Source organism: Burkholderia sp. IMCC1007, from assembly GCF_027257875.1.
Classification (GTDB): domain Bacteria; phylum Pseudomonadota; class Gammaproteobacteria; order Burkholderiales; family Burkholderiaceae; genus Burkholderia.
In genome coordinates this window covers 64,279-87,208 of record NZ_JAPVQY010000028.1, presented here as the reverse complement: position 1 = coordinate 87,208, position 22,930 = coordinate 64,279, and the positions used below count along the sequence as shown (strand labels likewise).

Genomic DNA, 22,930 nt, shown 5'->3' with positions numbered 1-22,930 from the left:
GCCGCAAGCCGAAAGGCTGCGGCGCATTTTCTTTTGGGGTGAGCCAATGCGACGGCGCGGCGAACGGCGAACGGCGAACGGCGAACGGCGAACGGCCGATGCGGGCTCGAAGTCGCCGCACGGAACGCGAGGCGGGTTAGTAACTGCCGGTCGCGAAGCGGGCGATCGGATCGTCGGCCGTGCTGGTGCGCGCGCCGGCGGGCGCGGATTGCGTCGACGCACGCAGGGGCTCGCCATTGCGCGGCGACGGCGCGGAGGCCGCGGAGGGCGGTTCGGCATCGAACGCGGCAGCCTGCGCGGCGGTGAGCGCCGTCGTCGGAATCTGCGAGCCGGTCTCGGCCGGGCTGGCAGGCGCGGCATTCGCCGTCATGGCGTCCATACCGCCATTCGTCGCGGTGGCCTGTTGTTGAGCGGCCTGCATGCGCGGCGGCGGCGGTTCATCCGGATCGGCTGCCGCAGTGGCCGGCGCAGTCGCGGCGGTCGCCACGGCCGGCGCGGTCGGCACGATCGGGGACGGCGGCGGTGTCGCACCGGCCTGTGGCGCGGCATATACCTGCTGTCGCGGCGCGGCGGCCGTTACGACGGGGGCGCGAGCAGAGGCCGCCGCCGGCGCAGTGCGCGGTGCATCGCGCCGTGCCTCGTAGGTCGGCGCATCGAACGGCGCCGGCGTCGCACGCGGCGGCGCGACGCGGCGAATGCCGTCGAAGCGCTTCGCCCAGTACGGATTCGTCAGATAGTCGAGCCGTACGGTGCCGCCGGTCGACGGCGCATTCACGAAGCGCAGCTTGCCGACATAGATCCCGACGTGCGAATGCGGCCGCCCGGTCGTATTGAAGAAGATCAGGTCGCCCGGCGCGATCTGGTCGGGTTCGACCGACATGCCGCGGTCGCTCATGTCGGCGGTCGTGCGCGGCAGGTCCACGTCGGCCGCGCGGCCGAGCACGTAGCGCACGAGCCCGCTGCAGTCGAAGCCGCTCGTCGGCGTATTGCCGCCCCAGCGATACGGCACGCCGACGAGGCTCATCGCCTGAATCGAGATTTCTTCCTGGCCGACACTGTGGTCGACGAATTTCGGGAAATTGGCGGGGGCGGGGAACGCGCGCGGCGTCGTGATCTTCATGCCCGACGTGCGCGACGCCGACTGCGGCGGCACGCTGGAGCAGGCCGCGAGCAGCGCAACGACGGCGACGGGAACGCAGATTCGAAGCATGGCAAGGCGGACGAGCGCGGCGCGCTCATGAATCGTATGACAACAGACAGACCCGATGGTAGACGCACCGGCGGGCGTTAGGCAACCATTCCTGAGAATTTACTTGAAGTTTCGCGTGTAAGTGGCGCTGTTCGGTAACGAAGCGTGACCAAGGTTTCCGACCCCAAAAATAAAAACGGCGCTCCGGGAACGGAGCGCCGTGTGGCGTCGAAAGCCGGCCGCGCGGCCGGCGCCGGTCGCGTTACAGGATGTCGGACGCGTAGTCGGCCAGGCGCGAGCGTTCGCCGCGCGCGAGGGTCACGTGGCCGCTGTGGCCCCAGCCCTTGAAGCGGTCGACGACGTACGTCAGGCCCGAGCTGCCTTCGGTCAGGTAAGGCGTGTCGATCTGCGCGATGTTGCCGAGGCACACGATCTTCGTGCCGGGGCCCGCGCGCGTGACGAGCGTCTTCATCTGCTTCGGCGTCAGGTTCTGCGCCTCGTCGATGATCAGGTACTTGTCGACGAACGTGCGCCCGCGCATGAAGTTCATGCTCTTGACCTTCAGGCGCGAACGGATCAGCTCCTGCGTCGCCGCACGGCCCCATTCGCCGGCTGCGTCGTCGGTCTTCTGCAGCACTTCGAGGTTGTCGTCGAATGCGCCCATCCACGGCTGCATCTTCTCTTCCTCGGTGCCGGGCAGGAAGCCGATGTCCTCGCCGACGGGCACGGTCGCGCGCGTCACGATGATCTCGTTGTAGCGCTTGTCGTCGAGCACCTGCGCGAGGCCGGCCGCGAGCGCGACGAGCGTCTTGCCGGTGCCGGCCTGGCCGAGCAGCGTGACGAAGTCGATCTCGGGGTTCATCAGCAGGTTCAGCGCGAAATTCTGCTCGCGGTTGCGCGCGGTGATGCCCCACACGTTGTTCTTGTGGTGGCTGTAGTCGCGCAGCGTCTGCAGCAGCGCCGTCTTGCCGTTCAGCTCGCGCACGATCGCATGGAACGTCGGCTCGCCGTTCTGCGGCTCGAGATAGACGAACTCGTTGACGAGCATCGACGCGACGAGCGGGCCCGTCACGCGGTAGTAGGTGGTGCCCGTCTTCGTGTCCTGCCAGCTCTCCATCCCCTTCGCGTGCTTGGTCCAGAAGTCCTGCGGCAATTCGCGCACGCCGTTATAGAGGAGATCCTTGTCCTCGAGTACCTGGTCGTTGAAGTAGTCTTCCGCCGGCAGGCCGAGCGCGTGCGCCTTGATCCGCATGTTGATGTCTTTCGACACCAGCACGACCTGGCGATCCGGCCGGTCGCGCTGCAGCGCGCGCACGACGCCGAGGATCTGGTTGTCGGCCTTGCCTTCGGGCAGGCCTTCGACGGGCGCGATGTCGGCCAGCTTCGTCTGGAAGTACAGGCGACCGAGCGCCTCGCGGCTGCCGAGACGCGACAGCGGAATGCCGGCCGAGATCGGGCCGCCGTCGGCAACCAGTGCGTCGAGCGTACGGCTGACCTGGCGTGCGTTGCGCGCGACTTCGGACATCCCCTTCTTGTGATTGTCGAGTTCCTCGAGCGTCATCATCGGCAGATAGACGTCGTGTTCCTCGAAGCGGAAGAGGCTGCTCGGGTCGTGCATCAGCACGTTGGTGTCGAGCACGAACAGCTTCTGCTGTTCGACCTCGGCGGGCTTGCGGCTGCGCGACTTCGTCGCGGCGCCGGCATCGCGCGCGGGTGCGGCGGCCGGCTTGCCGGCAGCCGGCTTGTCGTTGCGTGCGACGACGGGCGTTGCGGGTGTTGCTGGCGTTGCCGGGGCGGCAGGTGCGACGGGTTCGACCGGCTGCGGCATCGGTTGCAGCAGCGCGGCGGTTTGTCGGGTCTTGCGGCCGCGTGCGGGCGCGCTCGCGCTTTCCTGCGCCGACGGCGCGACGGCGCGCAACGGCGCGGTCGTGTTCGCGGCTTCGGTCATCGGTTGGGCCACGCTGGCCGGGCCATAGTCACCGGCTGTGGATGCGTCCCCTTCGGCGGATTTCTTCGCGGCTTTCGCGGGCCGCGCTTTCGCCTTGTATTCGTCGGGCGGCAGAAGGCTGCCGAGCTTGCTGGGGGGAGTAGGCAAAGGCATGGTGTCCCTCGGGAGGAATCGTGTCGCATGAAGTGCGCCGCTGATCGCATCCTGCGTGACGTAGACGCATGCAGTTTGCGCGCGGTGGCGCACAGGAATTTCGTCTAGCCGGTTCGCCTAAGTGTCGGTCAACTCCTTGACGGGGTGAACACCGGACCGAGAGCCGGCGCCCAATCCATAAAAAAAGCCGCTGCCCCGTGGACCGGGACATGCGGCTCGGCTGATACCGTCGTGATGCGCGTCAGGTGCCGGAAAGCATCGCAACGGGCACCGGCGCAGCTACGAGAAATATGGGGCGAACTGGCATTCATTGCGGCCCAATATAACGCGCCTCAAAGCGCTTGTACAGCCTTTAGCACGTCGTCCACGTGACCCGGTACCTTGATGCCGCGCCATGCCTGGCGAAGCACGCCGTCGGCATCGATGAGGAACGTCGAACGCTCGATTCCGCGTACTTCCTTGCCATACATTTTCTTCATCTTGATGACATCGAACAGCGCGCACAGCGCTTCGTCGGCATCCGAAATCAGCGGGAACGGCAGTTCGAGCTTGGCCTTGAAATTGTCGTGCGAGCGCAGGCTGTCGCGTGACACGCCAATCACTTCGGCGCCGGCCTTCTTGAACTTCGGATAGAGATCGCGGAACTGCAGGCCTTCGGTCGTGCAGCCCGGCGTGTTGTCCTTCGGATAGAAATACAGAACGAGCTTCTTGCCCTTCAGGTCGGACAGCGAAATGTCGCCGCCCGTGGCCGGTGCGGTGAAATCGGGAACTTGACGGTCAACTTCGACGGACACGTGTTTCTCCTGTTGTTATGGAAAGGCGCCGCCGCGGCGGCGCGTTCGGCAGCGCGTCGTGGCGGCACGCCGCAAATGCGGAGGGCGGCGCGGCGCGCGCGAACTCAGTCGGGCTGGACGATCAGCTCGCCGGAGCGGCCGGGGATCTCGCCCCACGTGACAGGGTACGATGGCAGCGAGTCGCGGTCCAGCGTCGCGTGGTAGTCGCCCATCGTCGCGAACGTATGGCCTTGCGCGCGCCAGCCGGCGAGCAGCTGCTCGAACACCGGCGCGAGCTTCTGGCCTTCCAGTTCCGCATGCAGCGTGAACACCTGGTCGTGCGGATTGGTTTCGGTGAACTTGAGGATGTGCGCGGCGACGTTGTGCGTGTCGACGCCGTCGACGCCGAGCACCTCGTCGAGCGTCGGCAGCGTGGTCGGCATCTGCACGTGCGACAGCGTGCGGCCGCCGACCACCGGCAGGTACGGCGAATGGCCGCGCCCGTCGGATGCGTAGCGCATCCCCCACGCGTCGATCTGCTCGAACGCCGAGTCGTTCATCTGCCAGCCGGCCGCGCCGTGCGTGACGGGCGGCGCGCCGAAGATCTCGACGAAGCGCGCATGGCTCTTCTGCATTTCACGCGCGGTCCAGTCGCGATCGCGCACGCGCACGTTGTCCTGCCAGTACACGTGATCCCACGTATGGATTCCGCATTCGAAGCCGGCTTCGTGGATCGCGCGCATGTCGGCGATCGCGCGGCGGCCGATGTCGGGGCCGGGCAGCAGCACGCCGTACATCAGCTGCTTCACGCCGTAATGCTCGACCACCGACGTGCGCGACACCTTCTTCAGAAAGCCGGGGCGAAACACGCGCCGCAGCGCCCAGCCCGTGTGATCGGGCCCGAGGCTGAAGAGGAAGGTCGCGCGCGCGTTGAAACGGTCGAAGATGCGCGCGAGATTCGGCACGCCTTCGCGCGTGCCGCGCAGCGTGTCGACGTCGATCTTGAGGACGATACGAGCCAAGCGAGCGTCCCGTCAGCTCTGCTGCTCGACGAGCGCACGCGCGTCGCCGACATGGCCGCGATACGCTTCGAAGATCTTGCGCAGTGCTTCGTCGAACGTCGACTGCGGCGCCCACGCGAGTTCCTGCATCGTGTTGTCGATCTTCGGCACGCGGTTCTGCACGTCCTGGTAGCCGTTGCCGTAGTAGGCGCCCGACGTCGTTTCGACGAGCTGAACCTGCTTCGCGGAGTCGGCGTATTCCGGGAATTCGGCGGCCAGTTCGAGCATCTTGTGCGCGAGCTCGCGCACCGAGAAGTTGTTCTTCGGATTCCCGATGTTGTAGATCTTGCCCGTCGCGACGCCGTTCTTGTTCTCGATGATCTTCATCAGCGCGCTGATGCCGTCGTCGATGTCGGTGAACGCGCGCTTCTGCGAGCCGCCGTCGACGAGGCTGATGTTCTCGCCGCGCACGATGTGGCCGAGGAACTGCGTGACGACGCGCGAGCTGCCTTCCTTCGGCGTGTAGATCGAGTCGAGGCCCGGGCCGATCCAGTTGAACGGGCGGAACAGCGTGAAGTTCAGGCCTTCCATCCCGTAGCCCCAGATCACGCGGTCCATCAACTGCTTCGAGCACGCGTAGATCCAGCGTGGCTTGTTGATCGGGCCGTAGGTGAGGGCCGATGCATCCGGGTCGAACTGCTCGTCCGAGCACATGCCGTAGACCTCGGAGGTCGACGGGAACACGAGGTGCTTACCGTACTTGACGGCCGAACGCACGATCGGCAGGTTCGCCTCGAAGTCGAGTTCGAACACGCGCAGCGGCTGCTGGACGTAGGTCGCGGGCGTCGCGATCGCGACGAGCGGCAGGATCACGTCGCACTTCTTCACGTGATACTCGACCCACTCCTTGTTGATCGTGATGTCGCCTTCGAAGAAATGCATCCGCTCGTGGTTGACGAGGTCGCCCAGCCGATCGGTCTGCATGTCCATGCCGAACACTTCCCAATCGGTGGTTTCAAGAATGCGCTTCGACAGGTGATGGCCGATGAAGCCGTTCACACCCAGGATCAGGACTTTTTTTGCTTTCATGAATGACGGGAAGAATGAATGAACTGCGCGAATTCCGCGGGCGTCACGACGCTTTCGCTGCCGTCGCGCTGCTGCCACAGCTCGAGAATGGATAGGGCGCGGCTGTCGCCGCAGACGCCGAATAGCGCATTATCGCTTACGTGCAGGCCGGGCGGCAAATCTGCCGCGGCCGCCGCAGCCGCGCTGCCGGGCGCGGCCACGCGCGCGCGGGCAATCACGAAGCGCGTGCCGCCGACGTCGGTAAACGCGCCCGGATACGGGGGCGCGACCGCGCGCACCAGGTTGTAGACCTGCGCGGCCGGCTTCGACCAGTCGATGCGACCGTCCTCCGGCTTGCGCCCGCCGTAGTAGCTGCCCGCCGCGAGATCGTTCGGCAGGTGCGGCGCCTCGCCCGCGAGCAGCGCGGGCAGCACGCGCCAGAGCGTCTGCTCGGCGGCGACCGTGACCTTGTCGAATACTTGCGCGGCCGTATCGTCCGGCAGGATCGGCACCGCGGTCTGGCCGAGGATCGCGCCGGCGTCCGGCTTCGCGGCCATCTCGTGCAGCGTCGCGCCGGTTTCCGTTTCGCCGTTCAGCACGGCCCAGTTGGTCGGTACCCGACCCCGGTATTTCGGCAGCAGCGAACCGTGCATGTTGTACGCGCCGCGCGGCGCGATCGCGAGCAGGTCCTCCGGCAGCATGTGACGGTAGTAGAACGAGAAGATGAAGTCCGGCTGCGCGTCGGATACCGCGCGGCGCAGCGCCGGATCGGCGGGGTCGGCCGGCGTGAGCACCGGGATCCCGTGCTCGGCGGCAACCGACGCGACGCTGCCGAACCAGATGTTCTCGTTCGGGTTGTCCGCGTGCGTGACGACGAGCGCGACGTCGACGCCGCGCGCAAGCAGCACCTGCAGGCAGCGCACGCCGACGTTGTGATACGCGAAGACGACGGCGCGCGGCTTCATTGCGCGGCTCCCGGGCGGTTCGCGGCGGCCGGCGCCGGCGGCGCTGCCGGCACGCCGTCGTGCTGCTCGAGCACGGCCTGGATCAGGTAGCGCGGCCGTGCGCGCACCTGCTGGTAGATCCGGCCCACGTATTCGCCGAGCAGGCCGAGCGCGAAGATGATCACGCCGAGCAGGAAGAACGTGATCGCGAACAGCGTGAACACGCCTTGCACTTCCGCGCCGACGATGAAGCGGCGCACGAGCAGCAGCACGAACAGCGCGGCGGAACCGAGCGACAGGATCACGCCGATGAACGACAGCCACTGCAGCGGCACGACCGAGAAGCCCGTCACGAGGTCGAAGTTCAGCCGGATCAGGCTGTACAGCGAGTACTTCGACTCGCCCGCGAAGCGTTCCTCGTGCGCGACCTCGATTTCGGTCGGCTTCTGCGCGAACGTGTATGCGAGCGCCGGGATGAACGTGTTGACTTCGCCGCACACGTTGATCGTGTCGATGATGCGGCGGCTGTACGCGCGCAGCATGCAGCCCTGGTCGGTCATCTTGATGCGCGTGATGCGCTCGCGCAGCCGGTTCATCATCTGCGACGCCTTGCGCCGCCACAGGCTGTCCTGGCGCTGCTTGCGGATCGAGCCGACGTAGTCATAGCCCTCGTGCATCTTCGCGATCAGCTTGCCGATTTCCTCGGGCGGATTCTGCAGGTCGGCATCGAGCGTGATGACGATCTCGCCGCGCGACTGCGCGAAGCCGGCGAGGATCGCCATGTGCTGGCCGTAGTTGCCGTTGAGCAGCACGACGCGCGTCGTGTCGGGGCGCACGTGGAACTGGTCGGCGAGCATGGCGGCCGAGCGGTCGCGGCTGCCGTCGTTGATCAGGATCACTTCGTACGACGTGCCGAGTGCGTCGAGTGCCGGGTACAGCCGCGCGAACAGCGCGGCCAGGCCATCTTCCTCGTTGTACACGGGAATGATGATCGATACTTCCGGATTCGCGGCGCCCGGATGCCCGGCGCGTGCTTCAAGGTGACTCATGTACGCTTATTTTCCGTATTGTTCGCAAATCTGGTTGATGGCGTCGGCTACGCGACGCACGTCGTCCTCGGTCATCTGCGTGAAGAGCGGCAGCGTGACGGTCGACGCGCCGTAGCGTTCGGCGTGAGGGAACATGCCCTCGGTAAAGCCGCGTGCACGATACAGCGTGAACAGGTGGATGGCAGGGTAGTGCACGCCCGTGCCGATCCCGCGTTCCTTCATCTGCGCCATGAAATCGGCGCGCGGGATCGACAGCCGGTCGAGCGGCAGCGTGACCTGGAACATGTGCCAGTTGCTGTTCTCGAAATCGGCGACGGGCAGGCCGAGCCCGAGCTTCACGGCCGGGCCGTCGGCGAGCGCGGCGAAATACGCGCGCGCGAGCGCGCGGCGCTGCGCGGTGAAGCGCTCGAGGTGCGGCAGCTGGCCCAGGCCGACGCGCGCGGCGACGTCGGTCAGGTTGTACTTGCCGCCGAGCACGTCGCAGTCCATCCCGTCGAAGCCGGTGCGCGTGATGCCCTGCAGCCGGTACTTCTGCGCGAGCGTCGCCTCGTCGTCGTTGTTCAGCACGAGTGCGCCGCCCTCGATCGTCGTCAGGTTCTTGTTCGCGTGGAAGCTGAACGACACGATGTCGCCGATCGCGCCGATGCGCTTGCCGTTCCACGTCGAGCCGAGCGCCTGCGCGGCGTCCTCGATCACGCGCAGGTTGCGCGCGCGGGCGATCGCGTACAGCCGGTCCAGGTCGACCGGCAGGCCGGCCAGATACACGGGGATGATCGCCTTCGTGCGCGGCGTGATCGCCTGCTCGAGCTTGTCGAGATCGATGTTGCGCGTGATCGGGTCGATGTCGGCGAACACGGGCGTCGCGCCCGTCTCGAGGATCACGTTGCTGGTCGAGACCCACGATGCCGGCGTCGTGATCACCTCGTCGCCGGCGCCGACGCCCGCGATGCGCAGCCCGATCTCGAGCGTGCAGGTGCCCGAATTGAACGCGCGGACGGGCCGGCCGCCGCAGTACTCGGACAGCGCGGCTTCGAATTTCTGGCACTGCGGGCCGGTGGTGATCCAGCCCGAGCGCAGCACGTCGACGACGCCCTGGATGGTTTCCTCATCGATTTCGGGGCGGGTGAACGGCAGAAACGGAGCGGTAGTCTGGCTCATGAACGCTTTGGCTCGTAATGGCGTGTAATAAAGGGGTCGGGCGATCCGGCCCGAAACCGGCATTAAACACCGGTTGGCCGATTCGTACCGTGATTTTTTGTAGGCGAACGCTTAACGCGCGCGGCGGCCGCTCAACTGCGTGCGAGCACGACCACGCCGACCAGGATGATGCCGATGCCGACGAGTTTCTGCATCGACAACACCTCGCCGAACAGGTACCACGCCGCGAACGCGTTGACCACGTAGCCGAGCGACAGCATCGGGTACGCGATCGACACGTCGACGCGCGACAGCCCGACAATCCAGACGACGACGCTCAGCACGTAGCAGCTCAGGCCGCCGATGATCGGCAACTGGGTCGCGATCTTCAGCCCGACCGGGACGATGTTCGACGGCGTGAATTCGAAGTGCCCGACAGCGTTGACGCCGGCTTTCAGCAGAAGTTGCGCACAGGCGTTCAGCATCACGCCGGTGACGATACAGACGAGCGAAACGGGATTCATGCAGTACGGATCCTTACGATTGCGGTTTTTCGACGATCACGCGGCGGTTGTCGCGCGCGATCACGCGCATCGGCAGGCCTTGCTTGACCAGCGTGTCGTATTCGCTGGGCGACATGATCGCGAGCGCATGGGTTTCCTGGTTCCAGCGCGTGATCCATTCGTCGACGGTCGGGATCCACTTGTTCGGCTCGACCGAGATCCCGAAGGCGAGCTCGTCCTGGCGGTGGACCATGATCGTGGTGTGGCCGGCATAGAACGGGAACGTGTGATCGAGCATGTCGATCGAGTAGAACGGCGTGTCGGCCGGAAGTTTCGCGAGCTCCGCGCGCACGGCCGGCGCGAGCAGCGCGCCCGAGCTGTAGCGGCCGAACTCGTCGTGGCCGGTGCCGCCGATCGTGCCGAACGCGAGCCATGCGGCGCCGAACGCGGCGATCGCGGCGGCGACGCCGGTGCGGCGGTTCAGCCACGCGGCGGCGAGCGTCAGGACGGCCGCGACCGCGAGGCCCGCGTACAGCCACAGCTGGAACGCGCGATACAGCGCGTTCGGCGTGCGGGCGTCGCCCTGGTACGCAAGGAAGATGATCCCGAACGCCGCCACGACGAGGAACACGAGGTAGCCGAGCAGGTGACGGCGGAACCGGTCGGCGCTCATCAGCGGCAGGTACGCACCGATGATCAGCGCGAGCGCCGGCGCGACCGGCAGCACGTACGAGATCAGCTTCGAATGCGACGCGCTGAAGAACAGGAAGATGAAGGCGCTCCAGATCAGCAGCACGAGCATCGGCGCGAAGCCGTTGGGCTGGCGCGGCATGCGCAGCGCATGGCGCAGGCTCTGCCACGCGACCGACAGCCACGGCAGGAAGCCGACCAGCAGCACCGGCACGAAGTAGTAGAACGGGCCCGGCCGGTTCTGTTCCGGGGTCAGGTAGCGGCGGAACTGCTGGACGATGAAGAAGAAGTTGAAGAATTCGGGGTTGCGCTGCTGGACGAGCACGAACCACGGCGTGACGATCGCGAAGAAGATCACGACGCCGCTCACCAGGTACAGGCGCTTCCACAGCGCCCAGTCGCGTGCGATCAGCGTGTAGAGCACCAGCACGGCGCCGGGCAGGATCAGGCCGACGAGGCCCTTCGACAGCACCGCGAACGCCATCGCGGCCCAGCACGCCCACATCCAGCCGCGCACGGCGCCCGCGCGCAGGCCGGGCCGCTGCGCGAGCAGCAGCGAGCAGAGCGACAGCGCCATCCAGAACGCGAGCCCCATGTCGAGCGCGTTGAAGTGGCCCATCAGGTTCCAGTACGGCGAGCACGCGAGCACGACGGCCGCGAGGAAGCCGGACAGCGGGTTGAACAGGCGCGCGCCCGTGAAGCCGACCAGCAGCACGCCGGCGAAGCTGGCGAGCCCGGTGTAGAGCCGCGCCTGCCATTCGCCGATGCCGAACCACGCGAACGTCAGCGCATTCAGCCAGGTCTGCAGCGGCGGCTTCTCGAAGTACTTGTAGCCGTTGTAGCGCGGCGTGATCCAGTCGCCGGTGACGAACATCTCGCGCGCCATCTCGGCGTAGCGGCCTTCGTCGCTGGGGATCAAGTGGCGCAGCCCGAGCGGCGCGAACCAGACGATCGCGAGCGCGACGAGCAGGAGGACGAGCGTGATGCGATTGAGCGGTAGCCTCGACGGCGTATCGTTCATGGGTTTTGAGCCTGTTGGTTGTTATGACGGGCCGCCGGCGCGTCGCGCCGGGGGCGGGCGGGCTGCCGCGTGTCGATCGGGGGATCGACCGCTGCGCCGGCCCGAGTTTTACCGCATCGCGGATTAACGTTCAATTAAGAGCGCGGCGGCGACTTTGCGGCCCTCGGCCATCAGGATGTTGTAGGTGCGGCACGCGGCCTGGAAATCCATCGTCTCGACGCCGATCCGCTTGGCCGCGAGCGCGGCCACGAGGCGCGGGTGCGGGAAGCGCAATCGCGCGCCGCTGCCGAAGATGACGAGCTCGGGCGCCGGCTCGAGCAGCATCGCGAAATGCTCGGGCGTGAGCGCGTCGAACGACGACACGGGCCACGCTCGGACCGGCGCGCCGGGCAGCACGATGACGCTGCCCTCGTGGCGCTGGAGGTTGACGTCGACATAATCGGGGCCGTAGCCGGTGACGGTATTGAGCGCGCCGCTCGTGTCCTGGTGCAGTTTCAAATCGGTATTCCGCGTTCCGTAGGGGGAATGTCTGGCAAGGGCCGCACGGCCCCGGGCGGCCGGTTTCGCGCGCCGCCGCGCGCGGGACGCCCGACGGCGCGGGCCCGGCGCGGCTATGGTGCATTGCGAAAGTCGGCCAAAATCCGCTAAATTATAACTTTTTGGTTGCCCCCGGGCGCCACTTGCGTCGAGCGTCGCCACAAGCCGCGTCCGACCGCCCGCTTTTTCCCCAGTCTAGACAGCGCGCACAGACCGGCCGCTCTCCAGTTTTGATCCCGTCCCCCGGCCGCGAGGCCAACCCAGGAACCGTGTCGTCGTGAAACCGATTCAGAAGTCGAACAAGCTGCTCAACGTGTGCTACGACATCCGTGGCCCGGTGCTCGAGCACGCGAAGCGCCTCGAGGAAGAAGGCCACCGCATCATCAAGCTGAACATCGGCAACCTCGCGCCGTTCGGATTCGACGCGCCGGACGAAATCATCCAGGACATGATCCGCAACCTGCCCGCGTCGTCCGGCTATTCGGATTCGAAGGGCGTGTTCTCGGCGCGCAAGGCCGTGATGCACTACACGCAGGAAAAGGGCGTCGTCGGCGTCGGCCTCGACGACATCTACATCGGCAACGGCGCGTCCGAGCTGATCGTGATGGCCACCCAGGCGCTCTTGAACGACGGCGACGAAGTGCTGCTGCCGGCGCCCGACTACCCGCTGTGGACGGCCGCCGTGAGCCTGTCCGGCGGCACGCCCGTGCACTACGTGTGCGACGAGCAGAACGCGTGGATGCCCGACCTCGACGACATCCGCAGCAAGATCACGCCGAACACGAAGGCGATCGTCGTGATCAACCCGAACAACCCGACCGGCGCGCTTTATTCCGACGAATTGCTGCTCGAACTGCTCGAGATCGCGCGCCAGCACGGGCTGATCGTGTTCGCCGACGAGGTCTACGACAAGATCGTCTACGACGGGCTCGAGCACACGGCGCTGGGTTCGCTGTCGGAGGACGTGATCACGGTCACCTTCAACAGCCTGTCGAAGAGCTATCGCTCGTGCGGCTATCGCGCGGGCTGGATGGCCGTGTCGGGCCTCGGCGGCGACAACCGCCGGCGCGCGAAGGATTACCTGGAAGGGCTCGGGATCCTGTCGTCGATGCGGCTGTGCGCAAACGTGCCGGGGCAGTTCGCGATCCAGACGGCACTTGGCGGCTACCAGAGCATCAACGAGCTGATCGTGCCGAGCGGGCGCCTCTTCAAGCAGCGCGAACTCGCGTACGACATGCTCACGTCGATTCCCGGCGTGACCTGCGTGAAGCCGCAGGCCGCGCTGTACATGTTCCCGCGCCTCGATCCGAAGATCTACCCGATCCAGAACGACCAGCAGTTCATCCTCGACCTGTTGCTCGAGGAGCGCGTGCTGCTCGTGCAGGGCACGGGTTTCAACTGGGCGGCGCCGGATCACTTCCGCGTGGTGTTCCTGCCGAACCTCGACGACCTGACCGATTCGATCAACCGGATCGCGCGCTTCCTCGACGGCTACCGCAAGCGCCACTCGGTCTGAGCGGACAGGATCACACGGCATTCCCCCATTCTCTAATCTCACTCATCGATCACACGCAGCATGGAACCGATCAAAGTTGGCCTGTTGGGCTTCGGCACCGTAGGCAGCGGCACCTTCACGGTGCTGCGCCGCAACCAGGAAGAAATCAAGCGACGCGCGGGGCGCGGCATCGAGGTCGCGCGCATTGCGGTGCGCAACCCGGCCAAGGCGCAGGCTGCGCTCGGCGGTGACGCTGCCGGCGCGCAGATCACCGACGATTTCAACGCGGTCGTCGACGATCCGTCGATCGCGATCATCGCCGAGATGATCGGCGGCACGGGCATCGCGCGCGAGCTCGTGCTGCGCGCGATCGCGAACGGCAAGCACGTCGTGACGGCGAACAAGGCGCTGCTCGCGGTGCACGGCACCGAGATCTTCGAAGCCGCGCGCGAGCAGGGCGTGATGGTCGCGTTCGAGGCGGCCGTCGCCGGCGGCATCCCGATCATCAAGGCGCTGCGCGAAGGCCTGACCGCGAACCGCATCCAGTACATCGCGGGCATCATCAACGGCACGACGAACTACATCCTGTCGGAAATGCGCGACCGCGGCCTCGACTTCGCGACCGCGCTGAAGGCCGCGCAGGAACTCGGCTACGCGGAAGCCGATCCGACCTTCGACATCGAAGGCGTCGATGCCGCGCACAAGGCGACGATCATGAGCGCGATCGCGTTCGGCGTGCCGGTCCAGTTCGACCGCGCGTACGTCGAAGGCATCAGCAAGCTCGACGCCACCGACATCCGCTACGCGGAGGAGCTCGGCTACCGGATCAAGCTGCTCGGCATCGCGCGCCGCGCCGAACACGGCATCGAGCTGCGCGTGCACCCGACGCTGATCCCCGAGAAGCGCCTGCTCGCGAACGTCGAAGGCGCGATGAACGCGGTCGTCGTGCACGGCGACGCGGTCGGCACGACGCTGTACTACGGCAAGGGCGCGGGCGCGGAACCGACCGCGTCGGCGGTCGTCGCGGATCTCGTCGACGTCACGCGCCTGCACACGGCCGACCCCGAGCATCGCGTGCCGCACCTCGCGTTCCAGCCGGACAGCCTGTCGAACACGCCGATCCTGCCGATCGACGAAGTGACGAGCGGCTACTACCTGCGCCTGCGCGTGGCCGACCAGACGGGCGTGCTCGCCGCGATCACGCGCATCCTCGCCGAATCGGGCATCTCGATCGACGCGCTGCTGCAGAAGGAATCGGAGCAGGTCGACGGCGCGAACGGCGAGACCGACATCATCCTGATCACGCACGAGACGGTCGAGAAGAACGTCAATGCGGCGATCGCGCAGATCGAAAGCCTCGCGACGGTGGTCTCGAAGGTGACGAAGCTGCGCATGGAAGCGCTGAACTGAGGACCAGGAACGACATGAACTACATCTCCACGCGCGGCGCCGGCATCGGCGAGCGCCATACGTTCTCCGACATCCTGCTCGGCGGTCTCGCGAAGGACGGCGGGCTCTACCTGCCGGCCGAGTATCCGAAGGTGTCGGCCGACGAGCTCGCGCGCTGGCGCACGCTGTCGTACGCGGATCTCGCATTCGAGATCCTGTCGAAGTTCTGCGACGACGTGCCGGCCGACGACCTGCGCGCGATCACGCGCCGCACGTACACGGCCGCCGTGTACAGCAACACGCGCCACGGCGAGAACGCGTCCGACATCACGCCGCTGAAAACGCTCGGCACCGAGCACGGCACGGCGCTGTCGCTGCTCGAACTGTCGAACGGCCCGACGCTCGCGTTCAAGGACATGGCGATGCAGCTGCTCGGCAACCTGTTCGAGTACACGCTTGCGAAGCACGGCGAAGCGCTGAACATCCTCGGCGCGACGTCGGGCGATACCGGCAGCGCGGCCGAATACGCGATGCGCGGCAAGGCCGGCGTGCGCGTGTTCATGCTGTCGCCGCACAAGAAGATGAGCGCGTTCCAGACCGCGCAGATGTTCAGCCTGCAGGATCCGAACATCTTCAACCTCGCGGTCGAAGGCGTGTTCGACGACTGCCAGGACATCGTGAAGGCCGTATCGAACGATCACGCGTTCAAGGCGCAGCAGAAGATCGGCACGGTCAACTCGATCAACTGGGCGCGCGTCGTCGCGCAGGTCGTGTACTACTTCAAGGGCTACTTCGCGGCGACGCAGTCGAATGACGAGCGCGTGTCGTTCACGGTGCCGTCGGGCAACTTCGGCAACGTCTGCGCGGGCCACATCGCGCGGATGATGGGGCTGCCGATCGCCAAGCTGGTGGTCGCGACCAACGAGAACGACGTGCTCGACGAGTTCTTCCGCACCGGCGCATACCGCGTGCGCAGCGCCGAGAACACCTATCACACGAGCAGCCCGAGCATGGACATCTCGAAGGCATCGAACTTCGAGCGCTTCGTGTTCGACCTGCTCGGCCGCGATCCGGCCCGCGTGATGCAACTGTTCCGCGACGTCGAGGAGAAGGGCGGCTTCGATCTCGCGGCGAGCGGCGATTTCGCGCGCGTCGCCGAATTCGGTTTCGTGTCGGGCCGCAGCAGCCACACCGACCGCATCGCGACGATCCGCGACGTGTTCGCGCGCTACGACACGATGATCGACACGCACACGGCCGACGGCGTGAAGGTCGCGCGCGAGCATCTGGAGGCCGGCGTGCCGATGGTCGTGCTCGAGACGGCGCAGCCGATCAAGTTCGGCGAGACGATCCGCGAAGCGCTCGATCGCGAAGCCGAGCGGCCGGCCGCGTTCGACGGGCTCGAGGCGCTGCCGCAGCGTTTCGAGGTCGTGAAGGCCGACGCGCAACAGGTGAAGGACTTCATCGCCGCCCATACGGGCGCATGAGTGCCGCCGGGCGTGAGCCCGGCGTGCCCGCAGGACGGCCGGAATGCCGATTCGTCGCACGGATCGGGGTTCCGGCCGTTTTGCTTGGTGCCGCGGCGGCCGAAGCATCGGCTGGGCCCGTGCGCGTGGCGGCCGCCCGGGGCATCACGAAACACGTATCAGCCCCGCACGTTCGCGCCGATCACAGTTTTCGCATGTCGGCCATATCGCGCGTGCGTGCGACGGCGTCGCTACAATGACGTATTGATTCCACCGATCCCCGATTCCATCGATGTCGAACCCGAATTCCGTGGCGCCGCGCGCGCCGATGCTGTCGACCGCCGAAGCGCTCGCCGCACTGCTCGATGCCGCGAAACCGCTGGCCGGCGCCGAAACCGTCGCGACGCTCGATGCGCTCGGCCGCGTGCTCGCGGCCGACGTGACCTCGCCGCTCGACGTGCCGCCGATGCATACGAGCGCGATGGACGGCTATGCGGTGCGCGTTGCCGATCTGCTGCACGGCGACCGCCGCCTGCCCGTGTCGCAGCGGATTCCGGCCGGCCATCCGGCCGCGCCGCTCGCCGCGGGCACGGCCGCGCGGATCTTCACCGGCGCAACCGTGCCACCCGGCGCCGACGCCGTCGTGATGCAGGAGCAGGCATCGGCCGACGGCGACGCGGTCGAGATCCTGCACACGCCGAAGGCCGGTGAATGGATCACCGCGCAGGGCGCGGACATCCGCCAGGGTTCGGTGATCCTGCCGGCCGGCACGCGTCTCACGCCGCAGGCGCTCGGCCTCGCGGCGTCGGTCGGCTGCGCGCAGTTGCCGGTCGCGCGGCGGATTCGTGTCGCGGTGTTCTTCACCGGCGACGAACTGACGATGCCCGGCGAGCCGCTGAAGCCCGGTGCGATCTACAACTCGAACCGCTTCACGCTGCGCGGGCTGCTGGAGCGGCTCGGCTGCCACGTGACCGACTACGGGATCGTGCCCGACTCGCTCGCGGCGACCCGCGACACGCTGCGCGAGGCCGCGCGCGATCACGACGTGATCCTGACGAGCGGCGGCGTATCGGTCGGCGACGAGGATCACGTGAAGCCGGCCGTCGAGGCCGAAGGGCGGCTCGCGCTGTGGCAGATCGCGATGAAGCCCGGCAAGCCGCTCGCGTTCGGCGCGGTGCGCCGCGGCGACGCGCGTGCCGATGCGCATTTCATCGGGCTGCCGGGCAATCCCGTGTCGAGCTTCGTCACGTTCCTGCTGTTCGTGCGGCCGTTCCTGCTGCGCCTGTCCGGCGTGCGCGACGTCGCGCCGCGCGCGCTGTCGTTGCGCGCGGACTTCTCGCAGAGCAAGGGCGATCGCCGCAACGAATTCCTGCGCGCGCGCGTCAATGCGGCCGGCGGCCTCGATCTGTTCCCGAACCAGAGCTCGGCGGTGCTGACGTCGACCGTCTGGGGCGACGGCCTGATCGACAATCCGCCGCAGCACGCGATCAGCGCCGGCGAGACCGTGCGTTTCATTCCGTTTTCCGAACTGCTGTCGTAACGCGACGGCTTCCCGATCCATGAAGATTCAACTGAAATTCTTTGCAAGCGTGCGCGAGGCGCTGGGCGTGTCCGACGAACAGGCCGACGTGCCGGACGGCGTGACGACCGTCGGCGACGTGCGCGCATGGCTGCGCCTGCGCGGCGGCGCGTGGGCCGAGACGCTCGCCGAAGGGCGCGCGTTGCGCATGGCGTGCAACCACGAGATGACCGGCCCCGACACGCGCGTCACCGACGGCTGCGAGGTCGCATTCTTTCCGCCGGTGACGGGCGGCTGACGGGGGCATCATGGCTACGGTACGAGTCCAGACCGGCGATTTCGACCTGAACGCCGAAGTGGCGGCGCTGCGTGCGCGCAACCCGAAGATCGGCGCGATCGCATGCTTCGTCGGCACGGTGCGCGACCTGAACGAAGGCGAGTCGGTCGCCGCGATGGAGCTCGAGCACTATCCGGGGATGACCGAGAAGGCGCTCGAGAAGATCGCCGCCGAGGCCGGCCGGCGCTGGCCCGGCATCGATGTCGCGATCGTGCACCGCGTCGGCCGGCTGCTGCCGCTCGACCAGATCGTGATGGTCGCCACGGTCGCGTCGCATCGCGGCGATGCGTTCGCGTCGTGCGAGTTCGTGATGGACTATCTGAAGACCGAGGCGCCGTTCTGGAAGAAGGAAACGACACCGGACGGCGAGCGCTGGGTCGATGCCCGCAGTGCCGACGACGCCGCGCTGGCGCGCTGGGGCGTCGAATCGAGCAACACGCCGCGTTGAGCGCGGCGCCGTCGTTGCGGCGATCTGCCGCAGGCGCCGGATTGCCGCGTTACGCGTCCGGATCGCTGCCGCGCCCGATGATCTTGGTCGGAAACGGCTCGCCGCGGGCGCGTGACGGCAGCGCATGCGCGTCGTCGCCGCCATCGCGGCGGCGCGGCGCGATCGCATCGAGCAGCGCCTGCTGCTCGGGCGGAATCTCGTAGTCCCAGCCGAAACGGCTCAGCTGCAGGCTTTGCGCGATCCGCAGCGCGGGTTCCATGAAGCGGATCGCCGCGGGCGGCGTGTAGCGTGCGTCGACGGTCTTCAGGAACAGCGACAGCCAGCGGCTGAAGTGCGCGGGTTCGATCCCGTCGAGCGGCTGGTGCGCCTGCTGCACGTTGCCGCGATAGCCCTTGGTGCCGAGCACGAGGCTCGACCAGAAGCTGACCATCTTCGGCAGATGATCGTCCCAGCGGCCGTTCAGCTTCGCGTCGAACACGGGCCCGAGCAGCGGATCCGCGCGCACGCGGTCGTAGAACGCGTAGACGAGGTCGCGGATGTTGTCTTCGGTCGGTTCGGCGTCGCGGGGGCGGGCCGGTGCGGTATCGGGCGAGGCGGGCAGGGCGGTCATGACAGGAAAGGCCGGGAAAATCGGGGCATTGGCGGGTGTCGGCGACGCGACGGCATGATGCACGCGCGGCCGATGCGCAGGACGCCGACGGGATTTTGACGCAAAATAGCGTCCACCAACGCCTGAAAAATGTGCGGATCCCGTGCATCTTATTGCGCGCAGGCCATCCAGGCAACCCGGGCTCGTCACGCGGCACTGAAAAGCCCGCCCGGCACGCGTTCCCGGTGACGGGCCGCATATCGGGGCACGATCGACCATTTTCCGTATTCGCTCATGAGACTCACCGACTACACCGACTATTCGCTGCGCGTGATGCTGTACCTGGCCGTGCGCGGCGACGGGCTCGCGACGATCCAGGAAATTTCGGACGCCTACGGCATCTCGAAGAATCATCTGATGAAAGTCGTGCAGCAGCTCGGCGAGCTCGGCTGGGTCGACACCGTTCGCGGCCGCAACGGCGGGCTGCGGCTCTTCCCGGCATCGCTGGCGCTGACCGTCGGCCAGGTCGTGCGCGCGACCGAGAGCGATTTCGCGCTGGTCGGCTGCTTTCCCGCGGACGGTGCTGAGTCGCGCGGCTGCGTGATCGAGCCGCAGTGCCGGCTGAAGGGCGTGCTCGCGGCCGCACGCGATGCATTCTTCGCCGAACTCGATCGTCATACGGTCGGCGAGCTGGCGACGCCCGCGTCGCCGCTCGTCGCGCTGCTCGGCATTCGGCCGGTCGCGCGCGCGCGTGGCGAGCCGTCCAGCGCCGATGCACCGGCGTCCGCGGAAGCCGCGTCGAAGGCCGGCTGACACGCCGGCGCCGTGACCGCGTGATCCGGCTGCCGGGCGCCTGCAGGCCGCTTGTCGCCGTCCATCGATTTTTGCGCTGAATCAACCCGAATTTCGCTTGAAAGCCGCATAACCATCCTCATCTTGGTGTTAATCGAAAATTGGAGGTCTCAACCAAATGAGAATCGACAAGCTCACCACCAAGTTCCAGGAAGCACTCGCGGACGCGCAAAGCCTCGCGGCCGGCCGCGACAATCAATACATCGAACCCGTTCACGTGCTCGCGGCGCTGGTCGCGCAGCAGGACGGCTCCGCCCGCTCGCTGATGTCGCGCGCGGGCGTTCACGTGCAGGCGCTGCAAGGCGCGCTGAACGAGGCGATCTCGCGCCTGCCGCAAGTGACGGGCACGGGCGGCGACATCCAGATCGGCCGTGAGCTGGCCGGGCTGCTGAACCAGGCCGACAAGGAAGCGCAGAAGCTCAACGACACGTTCATCGCGAGCGAGATGTTCCTGCTCGCCGTGTCCGACGACAAGGGCGACGCCGGCAAGCTCGCGCGCCAGCACGGCCTCACGCGCAAGGCGCTGGAAGCCGCGATCGCCGCGGTGCGCGGCGGCTCGCAGGTGCACAGCCAGGACGCCGAAAGCCAGCGCGAGGCGCTGAAGAAATACACGGTCGACCTGACCGAGCGCGCCCGCGCGGGCAAGCTCGATCCGGTGATCGGCCGCGACGACGAAATCCGCCGCTCGATCCAGATCCTGCAGCGCCGCACCAAGAACAACCCGGTGCTGATCGGCGAGCCGGGCGTCGGCAAGACCGCGATCGTCGAAGGGCTCGCGCAGCGCATCGTCAACGGCGAGGTGCCCGAGACGCTGAAGGGCAAGCGCGTGCTGTCGCTCGACATGGCCGCGCTGCTCGCCGGCGCGAAGTATCGCGGCGAGTTCGAGGAACGCCTGAAGGCGGTGCTCAACGACATCGCGAAGGACGAAGGCCAGACGATCGTGTTCATCGACGAAATCCACACGATGGTCGGCGCGGGCAAGGCCGAAGGCGCGATGGATGCGGGCAACATGCTGAAGCCGGCGCTGTCGCGCGGCGAGCTGCACTGCATCGGCGCGACCACGCTCGACGAATACCGCAAGTACATCGAGAAGGACGCCGCGCTCGAACGCCGCTTCCAGAAGGTGCTCGTCGACGAGCCGAGCGTCGAGGCGACGATCGCGATCCTGCGCGGGCTGCAGGAGAAGTACGAACTGCACCACGGTGTCGACATCACCGACCCGGCGATCGTCGCCGCGGCCGAGCTGTCGCATCGCTACATCACCGACCGCTTCCTGCCCGACAAGGCGATCGACCTGATCGACGAAGCCGCTTCGAAGATCAAGATGGAAATCGATTCGAAGCCCGAAGAGATGGACAAGCTCGACCGTCGTCTGATCCAGCTGAAGATCGAGCGCGAAGCCGTGAAGAAGGAGCAGGACGAAGCGTCGCAGAAGCGCCTGCAGCTGATCGAGGAAGAGATCGACCGCCTCGGCCGCGAATATTCGGACCTCGAAGAGATCTGGACCGCCGAGAAGGCCGCGGTGCAGGGCAGCGCGCAACTCAAGGAAGAGATCGAGAAGGTGCGGGCGGACATCGCGCGCCTGCAGCGTGAAGGCAAGCTGGAGAAGGTCGCCGAGCTGCAGTACGGCAAGCTGCCGCAGCTCGAGGCACAGCTGAAGCAGGTCACGCAGGCCGAAGAGCAGGAGCAGCACAACCCGACGCGTCCGCGCCTGCTGCGCACGCAGGTCGGCGCCGAGGAAATCGCGGAAGTCGTGTCGCGTTCGACGGGCATTCCCGTGTCGCGGATGATGCAGGGCGAACGCGAGAAGCTGCTGCACATCGAGGAAAAACTGCACGAGCGCGTGGTCGGCCAGGACGAGGCGATCAGTGCGGTGGCGGACGCGATCCGTCGTTCGCGCGCGGGTCTCGCCGATCCGAACCGTCCGTACGGCTCGTTCCTGTTCCTCGGCCCGACGGGTGTCGGCAAGACCGAGCTGTGCAAGGCGCTGGCGTCGTTCCTGTTCGATTCGGAAGAGCATCTGATCCGCATCGACATGAGCGAGTTCATGGAGAAGCACAGCGTCGCGCGGCTGATCGGCGCGCCGCCGGGCTACGTCGGCTACGAGGAAGGCGGCTACCTGACGGAAGCCGTGCGCCGCAAGCCGTACAGCGTGATCCTGCTCGACGAGATCGAGAAGGCGCATCCGGACGTGTTCAACGTGCTGCTGCAGGTGCTCGACGATGGCCGCATGACCGACGGGCAGGGGCGCACGGTCGACTTCAAGAACACGGTGATCGTGATGACGTCGAACCTCGGCTCGCAGGTGATCCAGGCGATGACGGGTGCGCCGCAGGACGAGATCAAGGACGCGGTGTGGCTCGAGGTGAAGCAGCATTTCCGCCCCGAGTTCCTGAACCGGATCGACGACGTCGTCGTGTTCCATGCGCTCGACCGCAGCAACATCGAGTCGATCGCGAAGATCCAGCTCGCACGCCTGCACGACCGGCTCGCGAAGCTCGACATGGCACTCGACGTGTCGCCGTCGGCGCTCGAGCAGATCGCGAAGGTCGGCTACGATCCGGTGTTCGGCGCGCGGCCGCTGAAGCGCGCGATCCAGCAGGAGATCGAGAACCCGGTCGCGAAGCTAATCCTCGCCGGCCGCTTCGGTCCGAAGGACGTGATCCCGGTCGACGTCAACGACGGCCAGTTCGTGTTCGACCGCGTCGTGCACTGATCGCCGGCCATCGGCCGCGTGTCCGGTTCGCGCCGGGCGCGCAAAAACAAACACCCCGCTCAGGCGGGGTGTTTGCATATGGAGCGGCCGAAACGGATGAAGCGGC

General features: G+C 66.9%; 20 protein-coding genes and 1 pseudogene. 9 read left to right on the top strand and 12 right to left on the bottom strand.

The window, feature by feature from the left end:
• Positions 1-136: 136 nt before the first annotated feature.
• A complete protein-coding gene (locus O1Q03_RS22905; protein ID WP_269506320.1) occupies positions 137-1,210 on the bottom strand; it encodes a C40 family peptidase in 1,074 nt (357 codons plus the stop codon).
• 241 nt (positions 1,211-1,451) lie between these two features.
• Complete coding sequence (locus O1Q03_RS22900) at positions 1,452-3,290, bottom strand: PhoH family protein (protein WP_269506319.1); 1,839 nt, start codon at positions 3,288-3,290, stop codon at positions 1,452-1,454.
• On the opposite strand from O1Q03_RS22900, the pseudogene O1Q03_RS40000 reads away from it, so the two are divergent.
• Positions 3,186-3,430, top strand: a pseudogene (locus tag O1Q03_RS40000) (hypothetical protein); the annotation flags it as partial. The gene O1Q03_RS22900 and the pseudogene O1Q03_RS40000 overlap by 105 nt on opposite strands.
• Positions 3,431-3,622: 192 nt before the next feature.
• On the opposite strand, the gene O1Q03_RS22895 reads toward O1Q03_RS40000, so the two are convergent.
• The 9 genes from O1Q03_RS22895 to O1Q03_RS22855 form a co-directional block, all read right to left on the bottom strand.
• On the bottom strand, positions 3,623-4,084 hold the full coding sequence (locus tag O1Q03_RS22895; protein ID WP_034207483.1) for a peroxiredoxin: 462 nt from the start codon (positions 4,082-4,084) through the stop codon (positions 3,623-3,625).
• A 104-nt stretch (positions 4,085-4,188) separates the two neighbouring features.
• The gene (locus O1Q03_RS22890) at positions 4,189-5,085 is read right to left on the bottom strand and encodes a polysaccharide deacetylase family protein (protein ID WP_269506318.1); all 897 of its coding nucleotides are present in this window, start codon (positions 5,083-5,085) and stop codon (positions 4,189-4,191) included.
• A gap of 12 nt (positions 5,086-5,097) precedes the next feature.
• The gene (locus O1Q03_RS22885; RefSeq protein ID WP_269506317.1) at positions 5,098-6,153 is read right to left on the bottom strand and encodes a bifunctional UDP-4-keto-pentose/UDP-xylose synthase; all 1,056 of its coding nucleotides are present in this window, start codon (positions 6,151-6,153) and stop codon (positions 5,098-5,100) included.
• The gene (locus O1Q03_RS22880) at positions 6,150-7,097 is read right to left on the bottom strand and encodes a formyltransferase (RefSeq protein ID WP_269506316.1); all 948 of its coding nucleotides are present in this window, start codon (positions 7,095-7,097) and stop codon (positions 6,150-6,152) included. Before O1Q03_RS22880 ends, O1Q03_RS22885 begins: the two co-directional genes overlap by 4 nt.
• Complete coding sequence (locus O1Q03_RS22875; RefSeq protein WP_269506315.1) at positions 7,094-8,125, bottom strand: glycosyltransferase; 1,032 nt, start codon at positions 8,123-8,125, stop codon at positions 7,094-7,096. The genes O1Q03_RS22880 and O1Q03_RS22875 overlap by 4 nt, the downstream gene beginning before the upstream one ends.
• A 6-nt stretch (positions 8,126-8,131) precedes the next feature.
• On the bottom strand, positions 8,132-9,283 hold the full coding sequence (locus tag O1Q03_RS22870) for a DegT/DnrJ/EryC1/StrS family aminotransferase (RefSeq protein WP_269506314.1): 1,152 nt from the start codon (positions 9,281-9,283) through the stop codon (positions 8,132-8,134).
• A 131-nt stretch (positions 9,284-9,414) separates the two neighbouring features.
• Positions 9,415-9,786 carry an EamA family transporter gene (locus O1Q03_RS22865; RefSeq protein WP_269506313.1) on the bottom strand — a complete coding sequence of 124 codons (372 nt, stop codon included), beginning with the start codon at positions 9,784-9,786 and terminating at the stop codon, positions 9,415-9,417.
• A gap of 13 nt (positions 9,787-9,799) precedes the next feature.
• Complete coding sequence (locus O1Q03_RS22860; protein WP_269506312.1) at positions 9,800-11,476, bottom strand: glycosyltransferase family 39 protein; 1,677 nt, start codon at positions 11,474-11,476, stop codon at positions 9,800-9,802.
• Positions 11,477-11,599: 123 nt separating this feature from the next.
• Positions 11,600-11,974: an Mth938-like domain-containing protein gene (locus tag O1Q03_RS22855; protein ID WP_269506311.1), complete on the bottom strand. Its 375-nt coding sequence runs from the start codon at positions 11,972-11,974 to the stop codon at positions 11,600-11,602.
• A gap of 316 nt (positions 11,975-12,290) precedes the next feature.
• On the opposite strand from O1Q03_RS22855, the gene O1Q03_RS22850 reads away from it, so the two are divergent.
• The 6 genes from O1Q03_RS22850 (at position 12,291) to O1Q03_RS22825 (ending at position 18,667) form a co-directional block, all read left to right on the top strand.
• A complete protein-coding gene (locus O1Q03_RS22850) occupies positions 12,291-13,529 on the top strand; it encodes a pyridoxal phosphate-dependent aminotransferase (RefSeq protein WP_269506310.1) in 1,239 nt (412 codons plus the stop codon).
• Positions 13,530-13,589: 60 nt separating this feature from the next.
• Complete coding sequence (locus O1Q03_RS22845; RefSeq protein WP_269506309.1) at positions 13,590-14,918, top strand: homoserine dehydrogenase; 1,329 nt, start codon at positions 13,590-13,592, stop codon at positions 14,916-14,918.
• A 14-nt stretch (positions 14,919-14,932) separates the two neighbouring features.
• Entirely contained in the window at positions 14,933-16,384 is a 1,452-nt protein-coding gene (gene thrC, locus O1Q03_RS22840; protein WP_269506308.1) for a threonine synthase, read from the top strand.
• 271 nt (positions 16,385-16,655) lie between these two features.
• Positions 16,656-17,903: a molybdopterin molybdotransferase MoeA gene (locus tag O1Q03_RS22835; RefSeq protein WP_269506307.1), complete on the top strand. Its 1,248-nt coding sequence runs from the start codon at positions 16,656-16,658 to the stop codon at positions 17,901-17,903.
• Positions 17,904-17,922: 19 nt separating this feature from the next.
• Positions 17,923-18,180, top strand: coding sequence for a molybdopterin converting factor subunit 1 (gene moaD, locus O1Q03_RS22830; protein ID WP_269506306.1), 258 nt, complete (start codon positions 17,923-17,925; stop codon positions 18,178-18,180).
• A gap of 10 nt (positions 18,181-18,190) precedes the next feature.
• The gene (locus O1Q03_RS22825; RefSeq protein ID WP_269506305.1) at positions 18,191-18,667 is read left to right on the top strand and encodes a molybdenum cofactor biosynthesis protein MoaE; all 477 of its coding nucleotides are present in this window, start codon (positions 18,191-18,193) and stop codon (positions 18,665-18,667) included.
• Positions 18,668-18,716: 49 nt separating this feature from the next.
• Here O1Q03_RS22825 and O1Q03_RS22820 read toward each other — a convergent pair whose 3' ends face one another.
• Positions 18,717-19,277 (bottom strand): group III truncated hemoglobin, encoded by a 561-nt coding sequence (locus tag O1Q03_RS22820; protein ID WP_269506304.1) that lies wholly within the window; start codon positions 19,275-19,277, stop codon positions 18,717-18,719.
• Between the two features lie 273 nt (positions 19,278-19,550).
• Here O1Q03_RS22820 and O1Q03_RS22815 point away from each other — a divergent pair, with 273 nt between their 5' ends.
• Together O1Q03_RS22815 and clpB are read left to right on the top strand one after the other, a co-directional pair.
• Complete coding sequence (locus O1Q03_RS22815; protein WP_269506303.1) at positions 19,551-20,069, top strand: Rrf2 family transcriptional regulator; 519 nt, start codon at positions 19,551-19,553, stop codon at positions 20,067-20,069.
• A 157-nt stretch (positions 20,070-20,226) separates the two neighbouring features.
• Positions 20,227-22,824 (top strand): ATP-dependent chaperone ClpB, encoded by a 2,598-nt coding sequence (clpB, locus tag O1Q03_RS22810; protein ID WP_269506302.1) that lies wholly within the window; start codon positions 20,227-20,229, stop codon positions 22,822-22,824.
• The last annotated feature ends 106 nt before the right edge of the window (positions 22,825-22,930 follow it).